Raw genomic sequence first — 19819 nt, 5'->3', positions numbered from 1 at the left:
GGAAGCGGGCCACTGGCTTTTAAGGAAGGACCTAGACGGTGCGGTCCTTCAGTGCGTCACGGATTTCGGTCAGGAGCGCAACCTGCGGATCCTCAGCAGCCTCCTCCTTGACGTTCTTGTCGATGCCCAGCCGGCGGTTGCGGCGCTCGATCATGTGGTTCATGGGCATGACCACCACAAAGTAGATGGCGCCCGCAATCAGCAGGAAGTTGACGATCGCGGTCAGCAGCACACCGAACTCGATCGCGTTGCCATTCAGTTCAACCCTCGCAAAGCTGTCAAAGTTCGGCGCACCCACCAGGCCGGAAATGAATGGCATGAGCACCTTGTTCACCATCGCCGTCACCACTGCACCGAAGGCAGTACCCATGACAACCGCGACGGCAAGGTCAACGACGTTGCCTTTCATGATGAAATTCTTGAATCCTGTCAGCATGGGAACCACGCTAGCCCACAGCCGCAGGCCTCCGGATGACGCCGAGGTAAATTCCCGCTGCGTGTCAGGCCCGGCAAGAGCCTGGTGCGTCCCTCACGGGTAGGCGGGCGCCGCTTCCAGGCCGAAGTATTCCTCCAAGGTGCCGATGCCGCGCTTCGCCATGTCAGTGGCAGCCTCAACCCCTACGAACCGAAGGTGCCAGGGCTCGTAGTAGTAGCCCGTGATGGGGTGTAGCATCCACGGATAGCGCACGACGAAGCCGTACCTGTAGGCGTTCGCTTTCGCCCAGGTGGCCGCCGGCTGGTCTGCGAAACATGGCTCGAAGCTGCAGGCCCCGCCGCCGTCCCCGATGTCGAAGGCCCATCCCGTCTGGTGCTCCGAGTGGCCGGGCCGCGCACTGGCGGTGTCGGCGTCGGCCTGTCCCCGCGCGGCGACGTACCCGTTGTAGGTGGTCACCTGGGTGCTGTACGAGCGGTAGCCGCTGGCCAGGACCATCGCCACGCCATCCCGCGCCGCAGCCGCGAACATCGCCTCGGCCGCTGCCGCCGTCGTGCTGTTCAGCAGGGCCGCTTCACCCGAGGCGGAAATGGCGACGGCGGGACGCACCAAGTCAGCCGGCGCATAGTCCGCGGGCGCCAGCGGCCGGTGCTTGTTGACGATGACCCACTGGCTCGCGGGGTCGTCCAGCGAGAACTGCCGCGCCAACGTGGTGGACGGCGATGGAGTGGGGGACTGTGCTTCCGGCGACTGGCCCACGGTGGCCACATCCGGAGTCGTGGTGGCGGCAGGGGAGGGGGACGGGGATGGAGCAGCGGACGACGCCGGCTCAGCCGGAGGTGCCGCCGGCGTGCAGGCTGCCAGGAGCGTCAGCCCTGCCCCCGCCGCGAGGAAGCGGGCAAAGCTGCGGCGCGTGGCCGGTCCGCATTCGTAGCACACGTGTGCTAGACCTTCCTCAGGAGCATGCGGCGGATGGAATGGTCAGCCTCTTTGGTCAGCACCAGTTGCGCCCGGCCCCTGGTGGGCAGGACGTTTTCCTCCAGGTTGGGCTCGTTGATCCGCTTCCAGATGTCCCGCGCGGTGTTCTCGGCTTCCTCATCGGAGAGGGTGGCGTAACGGTGGAAGTAGGACTCCGGCTGCGCGAAGGCGGTGCTCCGCAGCTTCCGGAATCGGTCCACGTACCACTCCTCGATGTAGGAGGTCTTGGCATCGACATAGATGGAGAAGTCGAAGAAGTCGCTCAGCGCCAGCCCTTGGCGTCCGTCATGCCGGGGCCGGGCCGGGGCCAGCACGTTCAGGCCCTCCACGATCAGCACGTCCGGCCGGCGCACCACCACTTCTTTTTCCGGCACGATGTCGTAGGTGACGTGCGAGTACCAGGGGGCCCGCACTTCCTCGGCCCCGCCCTTGATTTCGCTCACGAAGCGCAGGAGCGCCCGGCGGTCGTAGGACTCGGGGAACCCCTTCCGGTCCAGCAGTTGCCGGCGCTTCAGTTCAGCCAGCGGATACAGGAAACCGTCGGTGGTGATCAGTTCAACATTGGGGGTACCGGGCCAGCGGCGCAGCATCTCGCGCAGCACGCGGGCGATGGTGGACTTGCCTACCGCCACTGAACCGGCCACCCCGATCACGAACGGCGTGCGCTGGGTCTGCTCACCCAGGAAGGTGGTGGTGGCTGCATGCAGCTGCCCGGCTGCCTCCACATACAGGTGCAGGAGCCGCGAGAGGGGGAGGTAGACGTCGCGGACTTCGTTCATGTCCAAGGGGTCGCCGAGCCCGCGAAGGCGCAGCACATCCTCTTCGTTAAGGGGCTGTTCCATCTGGGCTGCGAGCCGGGACCAGGTATGCCGGTCCAGCTCCACGAACGGCGAGGCACCCTCCCCGTTCGCTTCATTGCGTTGCGAAGTCACGCTAAAGATTCTGCCCCCCGCCAGGCGCATCGCGAAATGACGCCCCTGCTCAGCGCGGCGAGCTGCGTCACGTGGGCCGCGCGGCGGCGCTTACCGGTTTAGAGCAACCGGCACGCTGCCGATAGTCTTGTGCCTATGTGTGGAATCGTGGGTTACGTAGGCCGTTCGACCGACGGTGCAATTGATGGTCACAGCGCGTTGGACGTTGTCCTTGAGGGGCTCCGCCGCCTGGAGTACCGCGGTTATGACTCTGCCGGTGTGGCAGTGGTGTCCGAGGGCGCCATCGAGTCGCGGAAGAAGTCCGGAAAGCTGAGCAACCTGATCGCTGAGCTGGAGGCGCGCCCGCTGCCCGAGACGGTGACCGGGATCGGGCACACCCGCTGGGCGACGCACGGCGGTCCCACGGACCGCAACGCGCACCCGCACCTGGCGGATGGCGGCAAGCTGGCCGTGATCCACAACGGCATCATCGAGAACTTCGCTGAGCTCAAGCTCGAGTTGCTGGAAAAGGGCGTCACCTTCCTCTCCGAAACGGACACCGAGGTGGCCGCTGCACTGCTGGCAGATATCCTCCGGAACAAGCTGGGCGGGGACACCGCGAACGGCGGACTGACCCACGCCATGGAGCTGGCCTGCCAGCGCCTCGAAGGCGCCTTCACCTTGCTGGCCGTGCACGCGGACCAGCCTGACGTCGTCGTGGCCGCCCGCCGCAACTCACCGCTGGTGGTGGGCCTGGGCGACGGCGAGAACTTCCTGGGCTCGGACGTGTCCGGGTTCATCGACTACACCCGCCGGGCCGTGGAGCTGGGCCAGGACCAGATCGTGACCATCACCGCGGACTCGGTGGATATCACCGACTTCTACGGCAACCCGGCCCAGGGCAAGGAGTACCACGTTGACTGGGACCCGGCCTCGGCGGAAAAGGGCGGCTTCTCCTCCTTCATGGAGAAAGAGATCAACGACCAGCCCGACGCCGTGGCCCAGACCCTGCTGGGACGCTCGGATATCAAGGGCAAACTGACCCTGGATGAGCTGCGGATCGACCCGGAGCTGCTGAAGCAGGTCAACAAGATCATTGTGCTGGCCTGCGGCACCGCCGCCTATGCGGGGATGGTGGCCAAGTACGCCATCGAGAACTGGTGCCGGATTCCCACCGAGGTGGAACTGGCACACGAGTTCCGCTACCGCGATCCCATCCTGGACGAGAACACCCTGGTGGTGTCCATCAGCCAGTCCGGCGAGACCATGGACACCCTGATGGCGGTCCGTTACGCCCGCGAACAGGGCGCCAAGACCATCTCCATCTGCAACACCAACGGCTCCACCATCCCGCGTGAATCCGACGCCGTCCTGTACACGCACGCCGGGCCGGAAATCGCCGTCGCCTCCACCAAGGCCTTCCTGGCGCAGATCACCGCCGCCTACCTGCTGGGCCTGTACCTCGCACAGCTGCGCGGCAACATCTTCTCCGGCCAAATCAAGGACGTCCTGGCGGACCTGAACAAGATCCCCGCCAAGATCCAGAAGATCCTGGACAACGCCGGGCCGCTGCGCGAACTGGCCCGCAGCATGGCCAACGAGAAGTCCGTGCTGTTCCTGGGCCGCCACGTGGGTTACCCTGTGGCCCTTGAAGGTGCGCTGAAGCTCAAGGAGATCGCCTACATCCACGCCGAGGGCTTCGCCGCCGGTGAGCTCAAGCACGGCCCCATCGCCCTGATCGACGAAGGCCAGCCGGTGTTCGTCGTGGTTCCGTCCCCGCGCGGACGCGATTCGCTGCACGCCAAGGTGGTCTCCAACATCCAGGAAGTCCGTGCCCGCGGCGCCCGCACCCTGGTCATCGCCGAGGAAGGCGACGAAGCCGTCAAGGCCTACGCCGAGTATGTCTTCTACGTACCGGAGACCCCCACCCTGCTCATGCCGCTGCTGACCACGGTTCCGCTGCAGATCTTCGCGGCGGAGCTGGCCGCAGCGAAGGGGTACGACGTGGACCAGCCCCGCAACCTGGCCAAGAGCGTCACTGTCGAGTAGCGGTGACTCCCTAACCGCGGGAAGCCCCGGGCCCACAAGCCCGGGGCTTCCAGCGTTAAGCCACGCAATTGCGCTATCGGCGGACAACGGAAAGAACCCACGCCAACGGTGCTGCACCCGGGCGTGCGGGGGATGGTCCCACCGTAGAATGAGCCCATGATCGTTGGCATTGGGGTAGACGTAGTAGACATTGAGCGGTTCGGCCGCCAGCTGGAGCGCACACCCGGGCTGAGGGACCGCTTGTTCGTCCCCGCGGAGCGGGAACTGAACACCCGGTCCCTGGCTGCCCGGTTCGCGGCCAAGGAAGCCGTGGCCAAGGTCCTCGGCGCGCCCGCCGGAATGAACTGGCAGGACTGCTGGATTGGCCTTGACCAGAACGGGCCCACTGTCCAGGTGAAGGGCACCGTTCTGGCGGTTGCCGAGGCCAAGGGCGTCAAGCGCTGGCACCTGTCCATCAGCCACGACGGCGGCATCGCTACCGCAACGGTACTGGCCGAAGGCTGACCCGGCGGCCGCCGCATGATCACCGCCTATACCGGAACCCAGGTCCGCGCAGCCGAAGAACCCCTCCTGGCCGCCGGGCGCGGAGAGGAACTCATGCTCCGCGCCGCGCACGGCCTGGCCACCGGCGTCGTCCATGAGCTTCGTTCACGCGGTGCCCGCCTGTACGGCGCCAACGTGGTGGTGCTGGCGGGAAAGGGCAACAACGGTGGAGACGGGCTCTACGCTGCTGCCTTCCTCGCCGCCCGGGGAATGCGTACGACGGCGGTACTCACCGGGGATGCCGCCCATCCGGGTGGGCTCGGTGCATTCGAGCGGGCCGGCGGCCGGGTGAACCGCCTCACTGAAGAGGCACTTCCGGAGCTGGCGGCGGAAGCCGCGCGCGCCGACGTCGTCATAGACGCCGTTCTGGGAACCGGCGCCAAGGGCGGCCTTCGGGGACTCGCCGCAGACTTCGTCCAGGCCCTTGCGGGCGCGCGGACAGCCGGCCGCGCCCAAGGCCTGGTGGTGGCCTGCGACCTCCCCAGCGGCGTCGACGCGGACAGCGGAGAGACCGCCGGCGAGGTGCTCATGGCGGACCTGACGGTGACGTTCGGGGGAGCGAAGTCCGGGCTTATGGCCGATCCCGGAGCCGACTATGCAGGCCGCGTCCTGGTGGTACCGATCGGGATTGAAGAGCACTTTCCGCAGCCGTCCCTGCGCAGACTTGAAGGTGCCGAGATGGCAGGCCTGCTGCCGCACCCCGCCCGGCGCGCCCACAAGTACTCCCGGGGTGTGCTGGGAGTGGTGGCCGGCTCTGAAGACTATCCCGGTGCCGCCGTCCTCGCCTGCCGTGGGGCGCTGGCCGCAGGCGCGGGCATGGTCCGGTACCTGGGTCCGCCGTCAGTGGCCCACCTGGTCCGCCAATCCTGCCCCGAGGTCGTGTGCAGCACGGGGAGCGTCGCGGAAAACCGCGTGCAGGCCTGGCTGGTGGGCTCCGGCATGGGCCCAAAGGACCATGACCAACTGGCCCGCGCCGGCGATGCCGTCACGTCCGGCCTGCCGGTCGTGGCTGACGCCGGCGCCTTGCCTGCCCTCCCGGACACGCTGGCGCCGCATGTGGTGCTGACCCCGCATGCCGGGGAGCTTGCCTCACTGTTCCAGCGGCTCGGTGGCGGCGAAGACCGGGAGGCCGTGGAAGCGGGTACCCTCGACGCTGTCCGCCGCGCTGCCGACCGTACCGGTGCCACCGTCCTGCTCAAGGGCGCCACCACGCTGGTGGCTTCGCCATCCGGCCAGACCTTCAGCCAGGCGGACGGCACCCCTTGGCTGGCCACCGCCGGGAGCGGGGACGTCCTGGCCGGTGTCATCGGCGCGCTGCTCGCCCAGGCGGGGTCCGCCGTCGAACCTTTCCGCCAGCTGGGCCTGGACGACGACGACCGCTGGGCAGCCCTGGCCGCACTCGGAGCCGCGCTGCATGGGCGCGCCGGGACGGCCGCGTCGGAGTCCGTGGCGGGCGGACCCATCACGGCGGCCCGCATCGCGGAGGGTATACCTGAAATTTGGGGTAAAGTCAGCATGCTTAGTAAATATGGAGCCTGGAAACGTAATAGTCACAGCCAACCACTACGGTAGGCATTAGTTCGCACCAGCAGCAGGGGCGTTCCGATGCCCTCTGCTGCTGACCACAAAATGAGGAGCACGATGGAAGTCTGGCCTGGAACTGCCTATCCGCTGGGAGCGACCTTTGATGGCACCGGCACCAATTTCGCCCTGTTCAGCGAGCGGGCCGAGCGGGTCGAACTCTGCCTCCTGGCTGATGACCTGACCGAGACCCGGATCGAACTGACCGAGGTGGACGGCTATGTTTGGCACTGCTACCTGCCGCACATCCAGCCCGGCCAGAAGTACGGCTACCGCGTCCATGGTCCGTACGACCCCGCCAGCGGAAACCGTTTCAACCCGAACAAACTGCTGATGGATCCTTACGCCAAGGCCATCCAGGGCCAGATCGACTGGGACCCGGCCCTGTTCTCCTACGAGTTTGGCGACCCGGACTCCCGCAACGACGCCGACTCCGCCCCGCACACCATGCACGGCGTGGTCATCAACCCGTTCTTCGAATGGGACGGCGACCGCCAGCTGCGGATTCCCTACCACCAGTCCGTGATCTACGAAGCCCACGTCAAGGGCCTGACCGAACTCCACCCGGAGATTCCCGAAGAGCAGCGCGGCACCTACGCCGGCGTGGCGCATCCGGCCGTGATTGAGCACCTGAAGAAGCTTGGCGTCACCGCCATTGAGCTCATGCCGGTCCACCAGTTCGTCAATGACGGAACCCTGGTGGAGAAGGGGCTCAACAACTACTGGGGCTACAACACCATCGGGTTCTTCGCCCCGCAGAACACCTACAGCGCCACCGGCGACGTCGGGCACCAGGTCCAGGAGTTCAAAGCCATGGTCCGCGACCTGCACCGGGCCGGCATTGAAGTGATCCTCGACGTCGTCTACAACCACACCGCCGAAGGCAACCACCTTGGCCCCACGCTGTCCTTCAAGGGCATCGACAACCAGGCCTACTACCGCCTGGTGGACAACGACCTCAAGCACTACATGGACTACACCGGCACGGGCAACTCGCTGAACGTACGCCACCCGCACTCCCTCCAGCTGCTGATGGACTCCCTTCGCTACTGGGTCACCGAGATGCACGTGGACGGCTTCCGGTTCGACCTCGCCTCCACCCTGGCCCGCGAGTTCTACGACGTGGACAAGCTCTCAACGTTCTTCGAACTCATCCAGCAGGATCCGATCGTTTCCCAGGTCAAGCTCATCGCCGAGCCGTGGGACGTTGGCCCCGGCGGCTACCAGGTGGGGAACTTCCCGCCGCAGTGGACGGAGTGGAACGGTAAGTACCGCGACACCGTCCGCGACTTCTGGCGCGGCGAACCGGCCACCCTGGGCGAATTCGCATCCCGCCTGACCGGGTCCGCAGACCTCTACGAAAGCTCCGCCCGCCGCCCGGTGGCGTCGATCAACTTCGTCACCGCTCACGACGGCTTCACCATGCGCGACCTCGTTTCCTACAACGAGAAGCACAACGAGGCCAACGGCGAAGGCAACAACGACGGCGAATCGCACAACAGGTCCTGGAACTGCGGCGTTGAAGGCGACACTGACGACGACAAGGTCCTGACCCTGCGGGCCCGGCAGCAGCGGAACTTCATCGCCACCCTGATGCTCTCGCAGGGCGTGCCAATGCTGCTGCACGGCGACGAACTGGGCCGCACGCAGCAGGGCAACAACAACACCTACTGCCAGGACTCCGAGCTCAGCTGGATCCACTGGGAAGCCATGGACCAGCCGCTGGTGGAATTCACCGCGTTCGTCAACAAGCTCCGGCACGACCACCCCACGTTCCGGCGCAGCCGCTTCTTCGACGGCCGCCCGGTAGTCCGTGGTGAGGGCGAAAAGCTCCCGGACATCGTCTGGTTGAAGACCGACGGCACCGAGATGCGGCCCGAAGACTGGGGAAGCGGCTTCGGCCGGACCATCGGCGTCTTTTACAACGGCGACGGCATCCAGGAGCAGGATTCACGCGGCCGCCGCATCACCGACGACAGCTTCATCATGGCGTTCAACGCCCACGACGATGTCGTGGACTTCTGCCTGCCCTCGGACGAATACTCCCAGTACTGGGAAGTCCTGATCGATACGGCAGCGCAGGCCGAAGCCTACGAACCGCTCAAAGCCGGCGCAACCCTGGCGCTGGATGCCAAGTCGATGGTGGTACTGCGCGCCTACTCAGGCCCCGAGACTGAAGTGGATACCTCGGCAGCCGCGTCCCTGGCCTCCATGGCAGAACACGAAGAGGCCCAGGGGGAGATGGTGGAGGCCCAGACCAAGGCAGCGGAGGCGAGCGAGGCGCGGGCAACCGAAGCCACCGAAGCCGCCGACGCAGCTGACGAAAAGGCAACCGAAACGGGTGCCACAAAGGCAACCGACAAATGAGGACGCCGACTTCCACCTACCGGCTCCAAATCCGGAGCAGCTTCACCCTCTTCGACGCCGCAGAGAAGGTCCCGTACCTGAAGGACCTCGGCGTGGACTGGGTGTACCTGTCTCCCATCCTTACGGCGGAGGAGGGCTCGGACCACGGCTACGACGTAACCGACCCCTCTGCCGTCGACCCTGAACGCGGCGGCCCCGAAGGCCTCCTGGCCCTCTCGAAGGCGGCCCGCGAGCACGGCATGGGCGTCCTGGTGGACATCGTGCCGAACCACGTGGGCGTGGCCTCACCGCCACAGAACCCGTGGTGGTGGTCGCTGCTGAAGGAAGGCCGCGAGTCCCCTTACGCCGAAGCCTTCGACGTCGACTGGGAACTGGGCGGCGGAAAAGTCCGGCTTCCCATGCTGGGATCGGACGCCGACCTGGACAAACTTGAGGTCAAAGACGGCGAACTCCGCTACTACGACCACCGGTTTCCGCTGGCCGAGGGCACGTACACCGAAGGGGACTCCCCGCAGGACGTCCACGCCCGCCAGCACTACCAACTGATGGACTGGCGCCGTGCCGATGCCGAGCTGAACTATCGGCGCTTCTTCGCGGTGACCACCCTCGCCGGGATCCGGGTCGAGGTACCTTCCGTCTTCGAACAGGCGCATGCGGAGGTAGGCCGCTGGTTCACCGAGGGCCTGGTGGACGGGCTCCGTGTGGACCATCCGGACGGCCTCGCGGATCCCGCCGGCTACCTCCGGTGGCTCAAGGACCTCAGCGGCCGTGCCTACGTCCTGGTGGAAAAGATCCTGGAACCGGGTGAAGTCCTGCCCCAGGAGTTCGCCTGCGAGGGCACCACCGGTTATGACGCGCTGGCCGACGTGGACAGGGTCTTCGTGGACCCGGCAGGCCAACAGGCCCTCGACGCCCTGGATTCCGGTCTGCGTGGGACCGCGGAACCGGCGGACTATGCAGCCATGATCCGCAGCACCAAGCGCATGATTGCCGACGGCATCCTGCGTTCGGAGGTGCTGCGGCTGGCCCGGCTGGTTCCCGGGTCGTATGGGCTCAGCGTGGACCAGGCAGCCGACGCCATCGCCGAGATCATCGCATCCTTCCCGGTGTACCGGTCCTACCTGCCGGTAGGCGCCGACGTCCTCAAGGAAGCCTGCGAATCCGCCGCAGCGCACCGGCCGGACCTGGACGTCGCGGTGGGCACCCTCCTCCCGCTGCTCCTGGACCCTGCCAACCCCATCGCCATCCGGTTCCAGCAGACCTCCGGCATGGTTATGGCCAAGGGCGTGGAGGATACCGCGTTCTACCGCTACACCCGGCTGGGCACCCTGACCGAGGTGGGCGCCGAACCCACCGAATTCGCCGTGGCCCCGGAGGAATTCCACCGGCGGATGCAGCGGCGCCAGCAGGACCTGCCGCTGTCCATGACCACCCTGTCCACCCACGACACCAAGCGCAGCGAGGACGCCAGGGCCCGGATCTCGGTCATCGCCGAACTGCCCCGGGAGTGGGCGGAAACGCTGGACACGCTGCGTGGCCTGGCGCCGATCCCCGACGGCCCGTACGAGAACCTGCTGTGGCAGGCAATCATCGGCGCCTGGCCCGCCAGCCGTGAGCGGTTGCAGGGGTATGCGGAAAAGGCCGCCCGGGAGGCGGGCAACTCCACCACGTGGACCGATCCCAACGAGGACTTCGAGTCCAAGGTGAAGGCCGCCGTGGATGCGGTGTTCGACGACGCGAAGGTTGCCAAGGTGGTCGCGGACTTCGTGGCCCGCATCGACTCCTTTTCCGCAGCCAATTCGGTGTCGGCAAAGCTGGTCCAGCTGACCATGCCGGGTGTGCCGGATGTATACCAGGGCAGCGAGTTCTGGGAACGGTCACTCACGGACCCGGACAACCGCCGGCCAGTGGACTTTGCTGTCCGGCAGGCGGAGCTGGCAAAGCTCGACGCCGGACAGTTGCCGGCCGCGGGCACGGAAGCCAGCAAGCTCCTGGTCACCTCGCGGGCGTTGCGCCTGCGGCGGGACCGGCCCGAGCTGTTCCAGGGCTACGCTCCCGTGGCCGCCACCGGGGCCGCAGCAGATCACCTGCTCGCGTTCTCCCGCGGAACCGAGGCCTCCTCCGGTGTGCTGGCACTTGCTACCCGGCTCCCGGCCGGACTGGAAGCCGGCGGCGGCTGGCGGGACACCGCCGTCGACCTTTCCACCGCCATGCGCGACGAACTGACGGGCGCCGGCTACGGACCGGGCCCGGTTGCCGTGTCCGAGCTGCTGGGCACCTACCCGGTGGCCCTGCTGGTCCCCGTGGATGGAGGGAACGAATGACGCTCGTCAACGCTGGCCCCGGGCGGTTCGATGTGTGGGCGCCGGACGCTTCATCGGTGGTCCTGCAGGCCGATGGCCGTGCATACCCCATGCAGAAAATGGACACGGCTCCCGGATCCGAGGGATGGTGGACCGCACCTGACGCCCCGGCCGGCGGCGAGGTGGACTACGGCTACCTGCTGGACGGGGACTCCACTCCCGTCCCGGATCCAAGGTCGCGCCGCCTGCCCGCCGGTGTGCACAAGCTGTCCCGCACCTACGATCCTGCCTCCTTCGCGTGGCAGGACACGGGGTGGCGCGGCAAGGATCTGCAGGGTTCCGTGATCTACGAACTCCACGTGGGCACCTTTACTCCCGAAGGAACCCTGGATGCCGCGGTGGACAAGCTGGGCTACCTGGTGGACCTGGGCATCGACTTCGTGGAGCTGTTGCCGGTCAACGGGTTCAACGGAACGCACAACTGGGGCTACGACGGCGTCCAGTGGTACGCGGTGCACGAGGGCTACGGCGGGCCGGCCGCGTACCAGCGGTTCGTGGATGCCGCCCATGCCGCCGGGCTCGGCGTCATCCAGGACGTGGTGTACAACCACCTGGGACCCAGCGGCAACTACCTGCCCAAGTTCGGCCCGTACCTGAAGCAGGGCGATGCCAACACGTGGGGCGACTCGGTGAACCTGGACGGGCCAGGTTCGGATGTGGTGCGCGAATACATCCTGGACAACGCGGCCCTCTGGCTGCGCGACTACCATGTGGACGGACTCCGCCTCGATGCCGTGCACGCGCTGCGGGATGAGCGCGCAGTCCACATCCTTGAGGAGTTGGGCGCTTTGGGCGACGCTGTCTCGGCTGAAACCGGGCTGCCCAAGACCCTCATTGCCGAATCGGACCTGAACAATCCGCGCCTGATCTACCCCCGGGACGCCAACGGGTACGGCCTGGCCGGCCAGTGGAGCGACGACTTCCACCACGCGGTACACGTCAATGTCAGTGGCGAGACCACCGGCTACTACTCCGACTTCGAGTCCTTGGCCGTGCTGGCCAAGGTGCTGAAGGACGGGTTCCTGCACGACGGCAGCTACTCCAGCTTCCGAGGCCGGCACCACGGGCGGCCTATCAACGGTGCCCTGGTGCACCCGGAGGCACTGGTGGTCTGCAACCAGAACCACGACCAGATCGGCAACCGGGCCACGGGGGACAGGCTCTCGCAGTCCCTGTCCTACGGACAACTGGCCGTGGCCGCGGTGCTCACCCTGACCTCGCCGTTCACGCCCATGCTGTTCATGGGCGAGGAATACGGTGCCACCACGCCGTGGCAGTTCTTCACCTCCCACCCGGAACCCGAGCTTGGGAAAGCCACCGCGGAAGGGCGCATCAGGGAGTTCGAGCGCATGGGGTGGGATCCCGCCGTCGTGCCCGATCCGCAGGACCCGGAAACCTTCCGCCGGTCCACGCTGGACTGGGCCGAGGCCACCACGGGCGAGCACGCCCGGTTGCTGGAGCTGTACCGGTCGCTGACGGCGCTGCGCCGCTCCCATCCGGAGCTGGCAGGCCTTGGCTTTGACGGCACGCAGGTGGAGTTCGACGACGACGCCGGCTGGCTGCGGTTCCGCCGCGGTTCCGTTGAGGTGCTGGTGAATTTCACCGACGCGAAGGTACGCCTCGACGCTTCGGGGAACGTCCTGCTGGCCACGGATGACGGGACCGGCCTGGACGGCGGCTACCTGGCCTTGGCTCCGTGGAGCGCGGCCATCCTCGCGTCCTAGGAACGAGAAGTTACGCCGCGGGCATCCGCGGCGTAACTTTTCTGCTGAGCGCTAACACATGATGTGCAGCGCGTCACAACTGGCAGGATGGAACCCATGACTTATTCAGCAGCGGACAACCGCTACGAATCCATGCCCTACCGCCGTGTCGGCCGCAGCGGACTCAAACTCCCTGCCATCTCCCTGGGCCTCTGGCACAACTTCGGCGACGACAAGCGCTTTGAAGAGCAACGGGACATCCTGCGCCGGGCCTTCGACCTCGGCGTGAACCACTTCGACCTCGCCAACAACTACGGGCCCCCTGACGGCTCCGCCGAAACCAACTTCGGCCGCCACCTCAAGGACGACTTCAAGCCCTACCGGGACGAACTGGTGATCTCCACCAAGGCCGGCTATTACATGTGGCCCGGCCCGTACGGCGAGTGGGGATCCCGCAAGTACCTGATCTCCAGCCTCGACCAGTCGCTGCAACGCATGGGCCTTGATTACGTGGACATCTTTTACAGCCACCGGCCCGATCCCGAGACGCCGCTGGAAGAGACCATGGGCGCCCTGGACTACGCGGTCCGGTCCGGCAAGGCACTCTATGCCGGCATCTCCTCCTACACTCCTGAGCAGACGCTTGAGGCAGCCCGGATCCTGAAAGAGATGGGAACGCCGCTGCTCATCCACCAGCCCAGCTACTCCATGCTGAACCGCTGGACCGAGGACGAATCGCCCAACCTGTACGAGGCGCTGGACCAGGTGGGCGCCGGATCCATCGCATTCTCGCCCCTCGCCCAGGGGATGCTCACCGACCGCTACCTCCATGGCATCCCGGAAGATTCCCGTGCCGCCAAGGCCCGGTTCCTTTCCGAGGACTCCATCACTGAAGAGAAGCTGGACCGGGTCCGCGGGCTGCGGCGCATTGCCGAGGGCCGCGGGCAGTCACTGGCCCAAATGGCCATCGCCTGGATCCTGCGCGACCAGCCGAAGGGCTCACCGGTCACCTCTGCCCTGGTGGGCGCCTCCAGCGTCAGCCAACTCGAGGACACACTCTCCGCCATCAACAACCTCGAGTTTTCCGCCGACGAACTCACCGCCATCGACGAGTTCGCCGTGGAGTCCGATATCAACCTCTGGAAGCAGGAGTCGTAACGTCCACTTCAACGGACAGCGCTGACGAAGCTTTCTTACGCAGCGGGACCCGGCGCAGCAGCGCCGGGTCCCGCTGCGTTGGGTAGTATGAAAAGGCGCCGTGCGGCGCCGTGCCAGCCGGCCGCCGTCGGACTTCCTGCGGAGCCATACCCGGCCGGCTGACGTTTGTTCCCAAAGGAGTTTTGTGTCTTCACATCCGATCCGTGTTGCAATCGTTGGCGTGGGCAACTGCGCCGCTTCGCTGGTGCAGGGCGTCCAGTACTACAAGGATGCCGATCCCGCGGAGACCATTCCGGGCCTGATGCACGTTGAGTTTGGCCAGTACCACGTGGGCGACGTTGAATTTGTTGCCGCGTTTGACGTCGACGGCAAGAAGGTCGGCGTTGACCTCTCCGACGCCATCCTGGCGAGCGAGAACAACACCATCAAAATCGCTGACGTTCCGCCCACGGGCGTGACGGTCCAGCGCGGCCACACCCTGGACGGGCTGGGCAAGTACTACCTCGAGACCATCGAGGAATCCACCGAAGAACCCGTGGACGTTGTCCAGGCGCTCAAGGACGCCAAGGTGGATGTCCTGGTCTGCTACCTGCCTGTGGGTTCGCAGAAGGCGGCAGAGTTCTACGCGCAGGCCGCCATTGACGCCGGCGTGGCCTTCGTCAACGCGCTGCCGGTCTTCATTGCCGGCACCAAGGCGTGGGCCGACAAGTTCACCGCCGCGCGCGTGCCGATCGTGGGGGACGACATCAAGAGCCAGATCGGTGCGACCATCACGCACCGCGTCATGGCCAAGCTGTTCGAGGACCGCGGCGTGACCCTGGACCGCACGTACCAGCTGAACGTCGGCGGGAACATGGACTTCAAGAACATGCTCGAGCGCGATCGGCTCGAGTCGAAGAAGATCTCCAAAACCCAGGCCGTGACCTCGAACGTTGAGGCGGAACTGGCTGCCAAGGACGTGCACATCGGCCCGTCGGACTACGTGCAGTGGCTCGATGACCGCAAGTGGGCGTTCGTGCGCCTGGAGGGCCGGAACTTCGGTGACGCCCCGGTGTCGCTGGAGTACAAGCTCGAGGTCTGGGACTCCCCGAACTCGGCCGGTGTGATCATCGACGCGATCCGTGCGGCAAAGATCGGCCTGGACCGTGGCATCGGCGGCCCGCTGCTCTCGGCGTCGAGCTACTTCATGAAGTCCCCGCCGGAGCAGTTCAACGACGACCTCGCCCGCGAAAAGGTCGAAGCCTTCATCCGCGGCGACCTCGAACGCTAGCACCCCTCGAACGCTCCCTCACCCGTACAGGTGGGGGAGCGTTCCTGCTTAACCACCCCCGCTCACCTTCGACAGGTTTCCCCCTAACGCCCGCTCACGTTTGACGTGTTTTCCTGAAACGCCCGCTCACGTTTGACGTGTTTCGCCGGAACGCCCGCTCACGTTTGACGTGTTTTCCGCGATTAGCTGAGGGTGCGATCCTCTATCCAGCGGGGTTCACTCGTTGGCGAAGCCCGAGGCGGCCACAGGATTGGCGGCGGAATTCCTTAGGGCATGCCTGATTCTCTTGAGCGCTCCCGCAAAACCGTCCTCCTGATCGGCCTTTACGACGATGATGACGGTCCAGCCGGCTCGTTCGAAGGCCTTGTTCCTGCGCCGATCGATCTGTTGCTGCGGTTCGAAAAGGTGATGGCCGCCGTCGTACTGAATAGCAACTCTGGGCAGACGAAAGCCGAGGTCAGCCGATGGCGAGCGGGGGTCCCCCGGACGAAGTTCTATCTGCAGCTCCGGTTCAGGAAGACCGGCGTCCAGCATGGACAATCGAAGGAATGTCTCCGGCGCAGAGTCCGCCCCTACCCGCATAAGGTCCAGTGCTTGCCGGGCGCGGACAACGCCTTGAAGATTTGGATGTCGGCCGACCAAAGCCCGTTGTTCCTCAAGTGTTGAGTACGCGCCCTCTCTGCCTTCGAGGTCAGGCCGTGGTATCCGGATGAGCTGGTCTCCCGCAGCCACCAAATCGTTCAATGGGAGTAGCCGTGCCAAATCCAGCCACGTCCGGGCACGGGTGCTGAGCCACATCCCTTCAACGCACTCAATCTCGCCAGGCTTCACAATGACCCGATGGCCGTGGATTCCCCTCCTGCGTGCGCCGGGAAGGGCACTGGGTTTACTGAGGTGCAGCTCGTTGGAGTCTGACAGCCAAGGCGGAAGGAGGAAACTCCGGAGTCGAGCCGCGGTGACATGGGAAATCCACGCGCCAGGCGAAGCCTCCGACAGGCTGCGGGCGGCCTCCTCCAGACAGAAATCCCAACCGGCCGGACGGTAAAGCCCACGGCTTACATGCTCAACATCTGCGCGCCGTAAGCGGCTGTAGTGCAGCCCTGCGCGCCTGGAACTTTCGAGGGTGAACGGACTGCTTGCCAAGTGGGAGGGCAGGGGCGGCTGGGATCGCATACTGCATTCTTATTCAAGCAGCCGGAGCCCGTCGGAAGTTATCCACAGGCGCTCATTCGGTTTGGTCGAAAATGAGCGGGGGTTCGTTGGAGAGCGGTAAGAAGTGAGCGGGGGTTCGTTGGAGGCCGGTCGAAAGTGAGCGGGGGTTGATTGGAGAGGGGTAAGAAGTGAGCGGGGGTTTCAGGTGAGGCCCACAGGGTTGCCGTCGGCGTCCACGTCCATGCGGAGCGCAGCCGGGACGGGCGGCAGGCCGGGCATAGTCATCACGGCACCCGTCAGCGCGACGATGAAGCCTGCCCCGGTTTTGGGCAGCAGGTCCCGGACGTGGATGGTGAAGCCCTTCGGGGCGCCGAGGCGGGAGGCGTCGTCCGTGAAGGAATACTGCGTTTTGGCCATGCACACGGGCAACCCGCTCCAGCCGTTCCGTTCGATATCTGCCAAGCGCTTCAAGGCCGGCACGGAGAAGTCCACCCCGTCCGCCCCGTAGATCTCCTGGGCGATGGTCCGGATCTTGTCCTCCACAGACAAATCCAACGGGTACAAGTGCCGGAATTTGCCGGGAGCGTCCACCGCCTTCGCCACCAGCGCCGCGAGCTCGTCACCGCCGTCGCCTCCTCCGCCGCGGCCCCATACGTCCGCGACGGCGGCCTGCACGCCCTCCGCATGGCACCAAGCCAGAAGCCAGTCCAGTTCTTCCTGCGCATCGGAGGAGAACTTGTTGATGGCCACTACCGGGGTGACCCCGAACTTCTCCACGTTGTGCACATGCCGGCGCAGGTTCGCCACGCCGGCCTCAAGTGCGGCCAGGTCCGGGCGCGTCAATGCGTCCTTGGCCACGCCGCCCTGCATTTTGAGCGCCCGCACGGTGGCCACCACCACGACGGCGGACGGGGCCAGGCCGCCGTACCGGGCCTTGATGTCCATGAACTTCTCTGCCCCCAGGTCGGCACCGAAACCGGCTTCCGTCACCACCAGGTCCGCGAGCCGCCGCGCGGTTTGGGTGGCGATGAGCGAATTGCAGCCATGCGCAATATTGGCGAACGGCCCGCCGTGCACCAAAGCGGGAGTCCCCGCGATGGTCTGCACCAGGTTGGGCTTGACCGCCTCCTTCAGGAGCAGGGTCAAGGCACCCTCCACGCCCAGGTCCGCCACCGTCACCGGCGTCCGGTCGTAGGTGTAGCCGAACGTGATCCGGCCCAACCGCGTCCGCAAATCCGACAGGTCCGTTGCCAGGCAGAAGACGGCCATGATTTCGGACGCCACCGTGATGTCGAAGCCGTCCTGCCGCGGCACCCCCTGTGTTGGTCCGCCCAGCCCGATGACAACCTCGCGCAGGGACCGGTCGTTCATGTCCAGGACGCGCTTGAACGTCATCCGGCGCGGATCGATGTTCAAGGCGTTGCCCTGGTAGATGTGGTTGTCCACCAACGCCATGAGCGCGTTGTTGGCCGAGGTGATGGCATGGAAGTCGCCGGTGAAGTGCAGGTTGATCTCGTCCATGGGCAGCACCTGCGAGTAACCTCCGCCGGTAGCGCCGCCCTTCATCCCGAGCACGGGTCCCAGGGACGGCTCCCGCAGCGCGATCATCACCTTGTGGCCGGCGCGGGCGAGCGAATCGGCCAGTCCCACCGTGGTGGTGGATTTGCCTTCTCCAGCCGGGGTGGGGGACATGGCGGACACGAGCACCACCTTGCCGTATGGTGCCGGTGCCTCGAGCCTGGCCGGATCGATCTTCGCCTTGTACCGCCCGTAGAGCTCCAGGGCGTCGGCGTTGATCCCGGCCGCTGCAGCGATTTCCCCGATGGGCCGGATCCGGGCGGCCCGGGCTATCTCAAGATCAGAAGGAAGACCAGACATCGTTGTCCTTTCCTGTACCGGCCGGCGCCGGACACCTGCCCCTAAGCTAACAGCACCCGGGCCGGCTCCGAGGGAACAGCCGTCAACGGGAGTGGCCTCCGAAGCAAGGGCGGAGGGTTGTCAGGAGGCCGGCACGGCCGGGGCGAGGCGGTGCCCCGAGTAATGGTCGACGGCGGCGTGGTAGCTTTCGAGCGTGATGGCGGCCGTGCGCTGCCAGCCGGAGCTCTGGGCACGGATGGCGGCCGCCCGGCCCAGGTCCTCGCGCGTGGCGGGATCGTCGTACAGGGCTTCGAGCGCATCCGCCCAGTCCGCCGCATGGTGTCCGTCCACCAGGAGCCCGGTCCGGCCGTGGAAGATTGCGCGGGACAGGCCGCCCACCCGGGTGGCCACCACGGGCGTCCCGCAGGCTTGGGCCTCAAGGGCCACCAGTCCGAAGGACTCGCTGAAGGAAGGCATCACCACCACGTCCGCCGCGCGGAACCAGGATGCAAGCTCAGGTGCCTTCACCGGCGGAAGCTGCGTGACGACGTCGTCCATTCCCGCCTCCGCCACCAGGCAGCGGAGGTTGAATTCCTTGTTGCCGCTCAAGGCGCCCAGGATGGTGACCCGAAGGTCGATGTCCGGGCGGCGTTTGCGCAGCAGTGCCGCTGCCTTGACCAGGACCTGGGGACCCTTGAGCCGCTGGATCCGGCCGGCAAACACCAGATGGAAGGTGTTGGGGCCAACGCCGTGCTCTGCCCTGGCCCGCGCCCGGAAAGCCGGGGTGAAGGTGCTCAGGTCCACGCCGGGCGGCGCGATGTCGATCCGGTCGTAGGTGGCGCCGTAGTGGGACACGAGTTCGGCGGCCTCGGAACTGGTGTTAGCGATGAGCCTGGCCGCGCCCTCCACGATGCGGTGCTCGCCCAGCTCGCGCCGGCGGGGTTCGGGTTGTTCGCCGGACTCCAGCAGCAGGTTCTTGACCTTTGCCATGGTGTGCATTGTGTGGACCAGCGGCACGTCCCAGAGCCGTGACAGCTCAAGCCCGGCGATCCCGGACACCCAGTAGTGCGAATGGATGACGTCATACCGGCCGTGCGGCTGGCGGCGGCGGATCTGCTCGATTTCCGCCACCATGGCGTGCAGCAGTCCCGGAAGCTCCTCCTTGGGGACCTTGGTGGGCGGTCCGGCCAGGACGTTGTGGACGCAGACGCCGGGATCCGGGTGTTCGACGGCGGGCTGGTCGGGGGAGGTGGCGCGGGTGAAGATTTCGACCTCAACACCGGCTTCCGCCAGCGCCGAAGCCAGCTCACGGATGTACACGTTCATTCCGCCGGCATCGCCGGAACCGGGCTGTTCCATGGGGGAGGTGTGGAGGGAGAGCAAAGCGACCCTGCGGATCAGCGCCACGGGACCTCCTTCCGGCCGCCGGCGCGCGTGAGCGGAGCCGGTCGAGT

At 66.2% G+C, this 19819-nt stretch carries 14 protein-coding genes; 8 read left to right on the top strand and 6 right to left on the bottom strand.

Features of this window, described 5'->3' with window-relative positions; all coding sequences use genetic code 11:
- Positions 1 to 31 precede the first annotated feature (31 nt).
- The 3 genes from mscL to coaA form a co-directional block, all read right to left on the bottom strand.
- Positions 32 to 436 carry a large conductance mechanosensitive channel protein MscL gene (gene mscL, locus QRM96_RS07755; RefSeq protein ID WP_018760404.1) on the bottom strand — a complete coding sequence of 135 codons (405 nt, stop codon included), beginning with the start codon at positions 434 to 436 and terminating at the stop codon, positions 32 to 34.
- A 93-nt stretch (positions 437 to 529) separates the two neighbouring features.
- Positions 530 to 1372, bottom strand: a complete 843-nt coding sequence (locus tag QRM96_RS07750; protein ID WP_285319103.1) for a M15 family metallopeptidase — start codon at positions 1370 to 1372, stop codon at positions 530 to 532.
- A 5-nt stretch (positions 1373 to 1377) separates the two neighbouring features.
- Positions 1378 to 2373: a type I pantothenate kinase gene (coaA, locus tag QRM96_RS07745; protein WP_285319101.1), complete on the bottom strand. Its 996-nt coding sequence runs from the start codon at positions 2371 to 2373 to the stop codon at positions 1378 to 1380.
- Between the two features lie 105 nt (positions 2374 to 2478).
- Here coaA and glmS point away from each other — a divergent pair, with 105 nt between their 5' ends.
- The 8 genes from glmS (at position 2479) to QRM96_RS07705 (ending at position 15356) form a co-directional block, all read left to right on the top strand.
- Entirely contained in the window at positions 2479 to 4371 is a 1893-nt protein-coding gene (glmS, locus tag QRM96_RS07740; protein ID WP_285319100.1) for a glutamine--fructose-6-phosphate transaminase (isomerizing), read from the top strand.
- 156 nt (positions 4372 to 4527) lie between these two features.
- On the top strand, positions 4528 to 4875 hold the full coding sequence (locus tag QRM96_RS07735; protein WP_018760400.1) for a holo-ACP synthase: 348 nt from the start codon (positions 4528 to 4530) through the stop codon (positions 4873 to 4875).
- Between the two features lie 15 nt (positions 4876 to 4890).
- Positions 4891 to 6486: an NAD(P)H-hydrate dehydratase gene (locus QRM96_RS07730; RefSeq protein ID WP_285319098.1), complete on the top strand. Its 1596-nt coding sequence runs from the start codon at positions 4891 to 4893 to the stop codon at positions 6484 to 6486.
- A gap of 69 nt (positions 6487 to 6555) precedes the next feature.
- The gene (gene glgX / locus QRM96_RS07725) at positions 6556 to 8862 is read left to right on the top strand and encodes a glycogen debranching protein GlgX (protein ID WP_018760398.1); all 2307 of its coding nucleotides are present in this window, start codon (positions 6556 to 6558) and stop codon (positions 8860 to 8862) included.
- Positions 8859 to 11186: a malto-oligosyltrehalose synthase gene (treY, locus tag QRM96_RS07720; RefSeq protein WP_285319096.1), complete on the top strand. Its 2328-nt coding sequence runs from the start codon at positions 8859 to 8861 to the stop codon at positions 11184 to 11186. The genes glgX and treY overlap by 4 nt, the downstream gene beginning before the upstream one ends.
- Entirely contained in the window at positions 11183 to 12949 is a 1767-nt protein-coding gene (gene treZ / locus QRM96_RS07715) for a malto-oligosyltrehalose trehalohydrolase (RefSeq protein ID WP_133830297.1), read from the top strand. The genes treY and treZ overlap by 4 nt, the downstream gene beginning before the upstream one ends.
- Before the next feature lie 96 nt (positions 12950 to 13045).
- Positions 13046 to 14086, top strand: coding sequence for an L-glyceraldehyde 3-phosphate reductase (gene mgrA, locus QRM96_RS07710; protein WP_285319095.1), 1041 nt, complete (start codon positions 13046 to 13048; stop codon positions 14084 to 14086).
- Positions 14087 to 14270: 184 nt separating this feature from the next.
- On the top strand, positions 14271 to 15356 hold the full coding sequence (locus QRM96_RS07705; RefSeq protein ID WP_285319093.1) for an inositol-3-phosphate synthase: 1086 nt from the start codon (positions 14271 to 14273) through the stop codon (positions 15354 to 15356).
- 216 nt (positions 15357 to 15572) lie between these two features.
- Here QRM96_RS07705 and QRM96_RS21005 read toward each other — a convergent pair whose 3' ends face one another.
- From QRM96_RS21005 to mshA, 3 genes are all read right to left on the bottom strand, one after another.
- A complete protein-coding gene (locus QRM96_RS21005; protein WP_350224061.1) occupies positions 15573 to 15896 on the bottom strand; it encodes a putative endonuclease domain-containing protein in 324 nt (107 codons plus the stop codon).
- 813 nt (positions 15897 to 16709) lie between these two features.
- Positions 16710 to 18386: a formate--tetrahydrofolate ligase gene (locus tag QRM96_RS07695; protein WP_285319091.1), complete on the bottom strand. Its 1677-nt coding sequence runs from the start codon at positions 18384 to 18386 to the stop codon at positions 16710 to 16712.
- A 120-nt stretch (positions 18387 to 18506) separates the two neighbouring features.
- Positions 18507 to 19772, bottom strand: coding sequence for a D-inositol-3-phosphate glycosyltransferase (mshA, locus tag QRM96_RS07690; protein WP_018760391.1), 1266 nt, complete (start codon positions 19770 to 19772; stop codon positions 18507 to 18509).
- Positions 19773 to 19819: the final 47 nt, after the last annotated feature.

Source organism: Pseudarthrobacter sp. lyk4-40-TYG-27, from assembly GCF_030209295.1.
In the GTDB taxonomy this organism is placed as follows: Bacteria; Actinomycetota; Actinomycetes; order Actinomycetales; family Micrococcaceae; genus Arthrobacter.
The sequence above is the reverse complement of the archived record's forward strand: the minus strand, read 5'-3'. Positions and strand labels throughout refer to the sequence as shown.

What these genes read in the sequence shown, in the direction of transcription:
- QRM96_RS07730 (WP_285319098.1), top strand. Translation starts at nt 4,891, where the DNA reads ATGATCACCGCCTATACCGGAACCCAGGTCCGCGCAGCCGAAGAACCC.
- mgrA (WP_285319095.1), top strand. Translation starts at nt 13,046, where the DNA reads ATGACTTATTCAGCAGCGGACAACCGCTACGAATCCATGCCCTACCGC.
- mscL (WP_018760404.1), bottom strand. Translation starts at nt 436, where the DNA reads ATGCTGACAGGATTCAAGAATTTCATCATGAAAGGCAACGTCGTTGAC.
- treZ (WP_133830297.1), top strand. Translation starts at nt 11,183, where the DNA reads ATGACGCTCGTCAACGCTGGCCCCGGGCGGTTCGATGTGTGGGCGCCG.
- QRM96_RS07695 (WP_285319091.1), bottom strand. Translation starts at nt 18,386, where the DNA reads ATGTCTGGTCTTCCTTCTGATCTTGAGATAGCCCGGGCCGCCCGGATC.
- glmS (WP_285319100.1), top strand. Translation starts at nt 2,479, where the DNA reads ATGTGTGGAATCGTGGGTTACGTAGGCCGTTCGACCGACGGTGCAATT.
- glgX (WP_018760398.1), top strand. Translation starts at nt 6,556, where the DNA reads ATGGAAGTCTGGCCTGGAACTGCCTATCCGCTGGGAGCGACCTTTGAT.
- QRM96_RS07735 (WP_018760400.1), top strand. Translation starts at nt 4,528, where the DNA reads ATGATCGTTGGCATTGGGGTAGACGTAGTAGACATTGAGCGGTTCGGC.
- coaA (WP_285319101.1), bottom strand. Translation starts at nt 2,373, where the DNA reads ATGCGCCTGGCGGGGGGCAGAATCTTTAGCGTGACTTCGCAACGCAAT.
- treY (WP_285319096.1), top strand. Translation starts at nt 8,859, where the DNA reads ATGAGGACGCCGACTTCCACCTACCGGCTCCAAATCCGGAGCAGCTTC.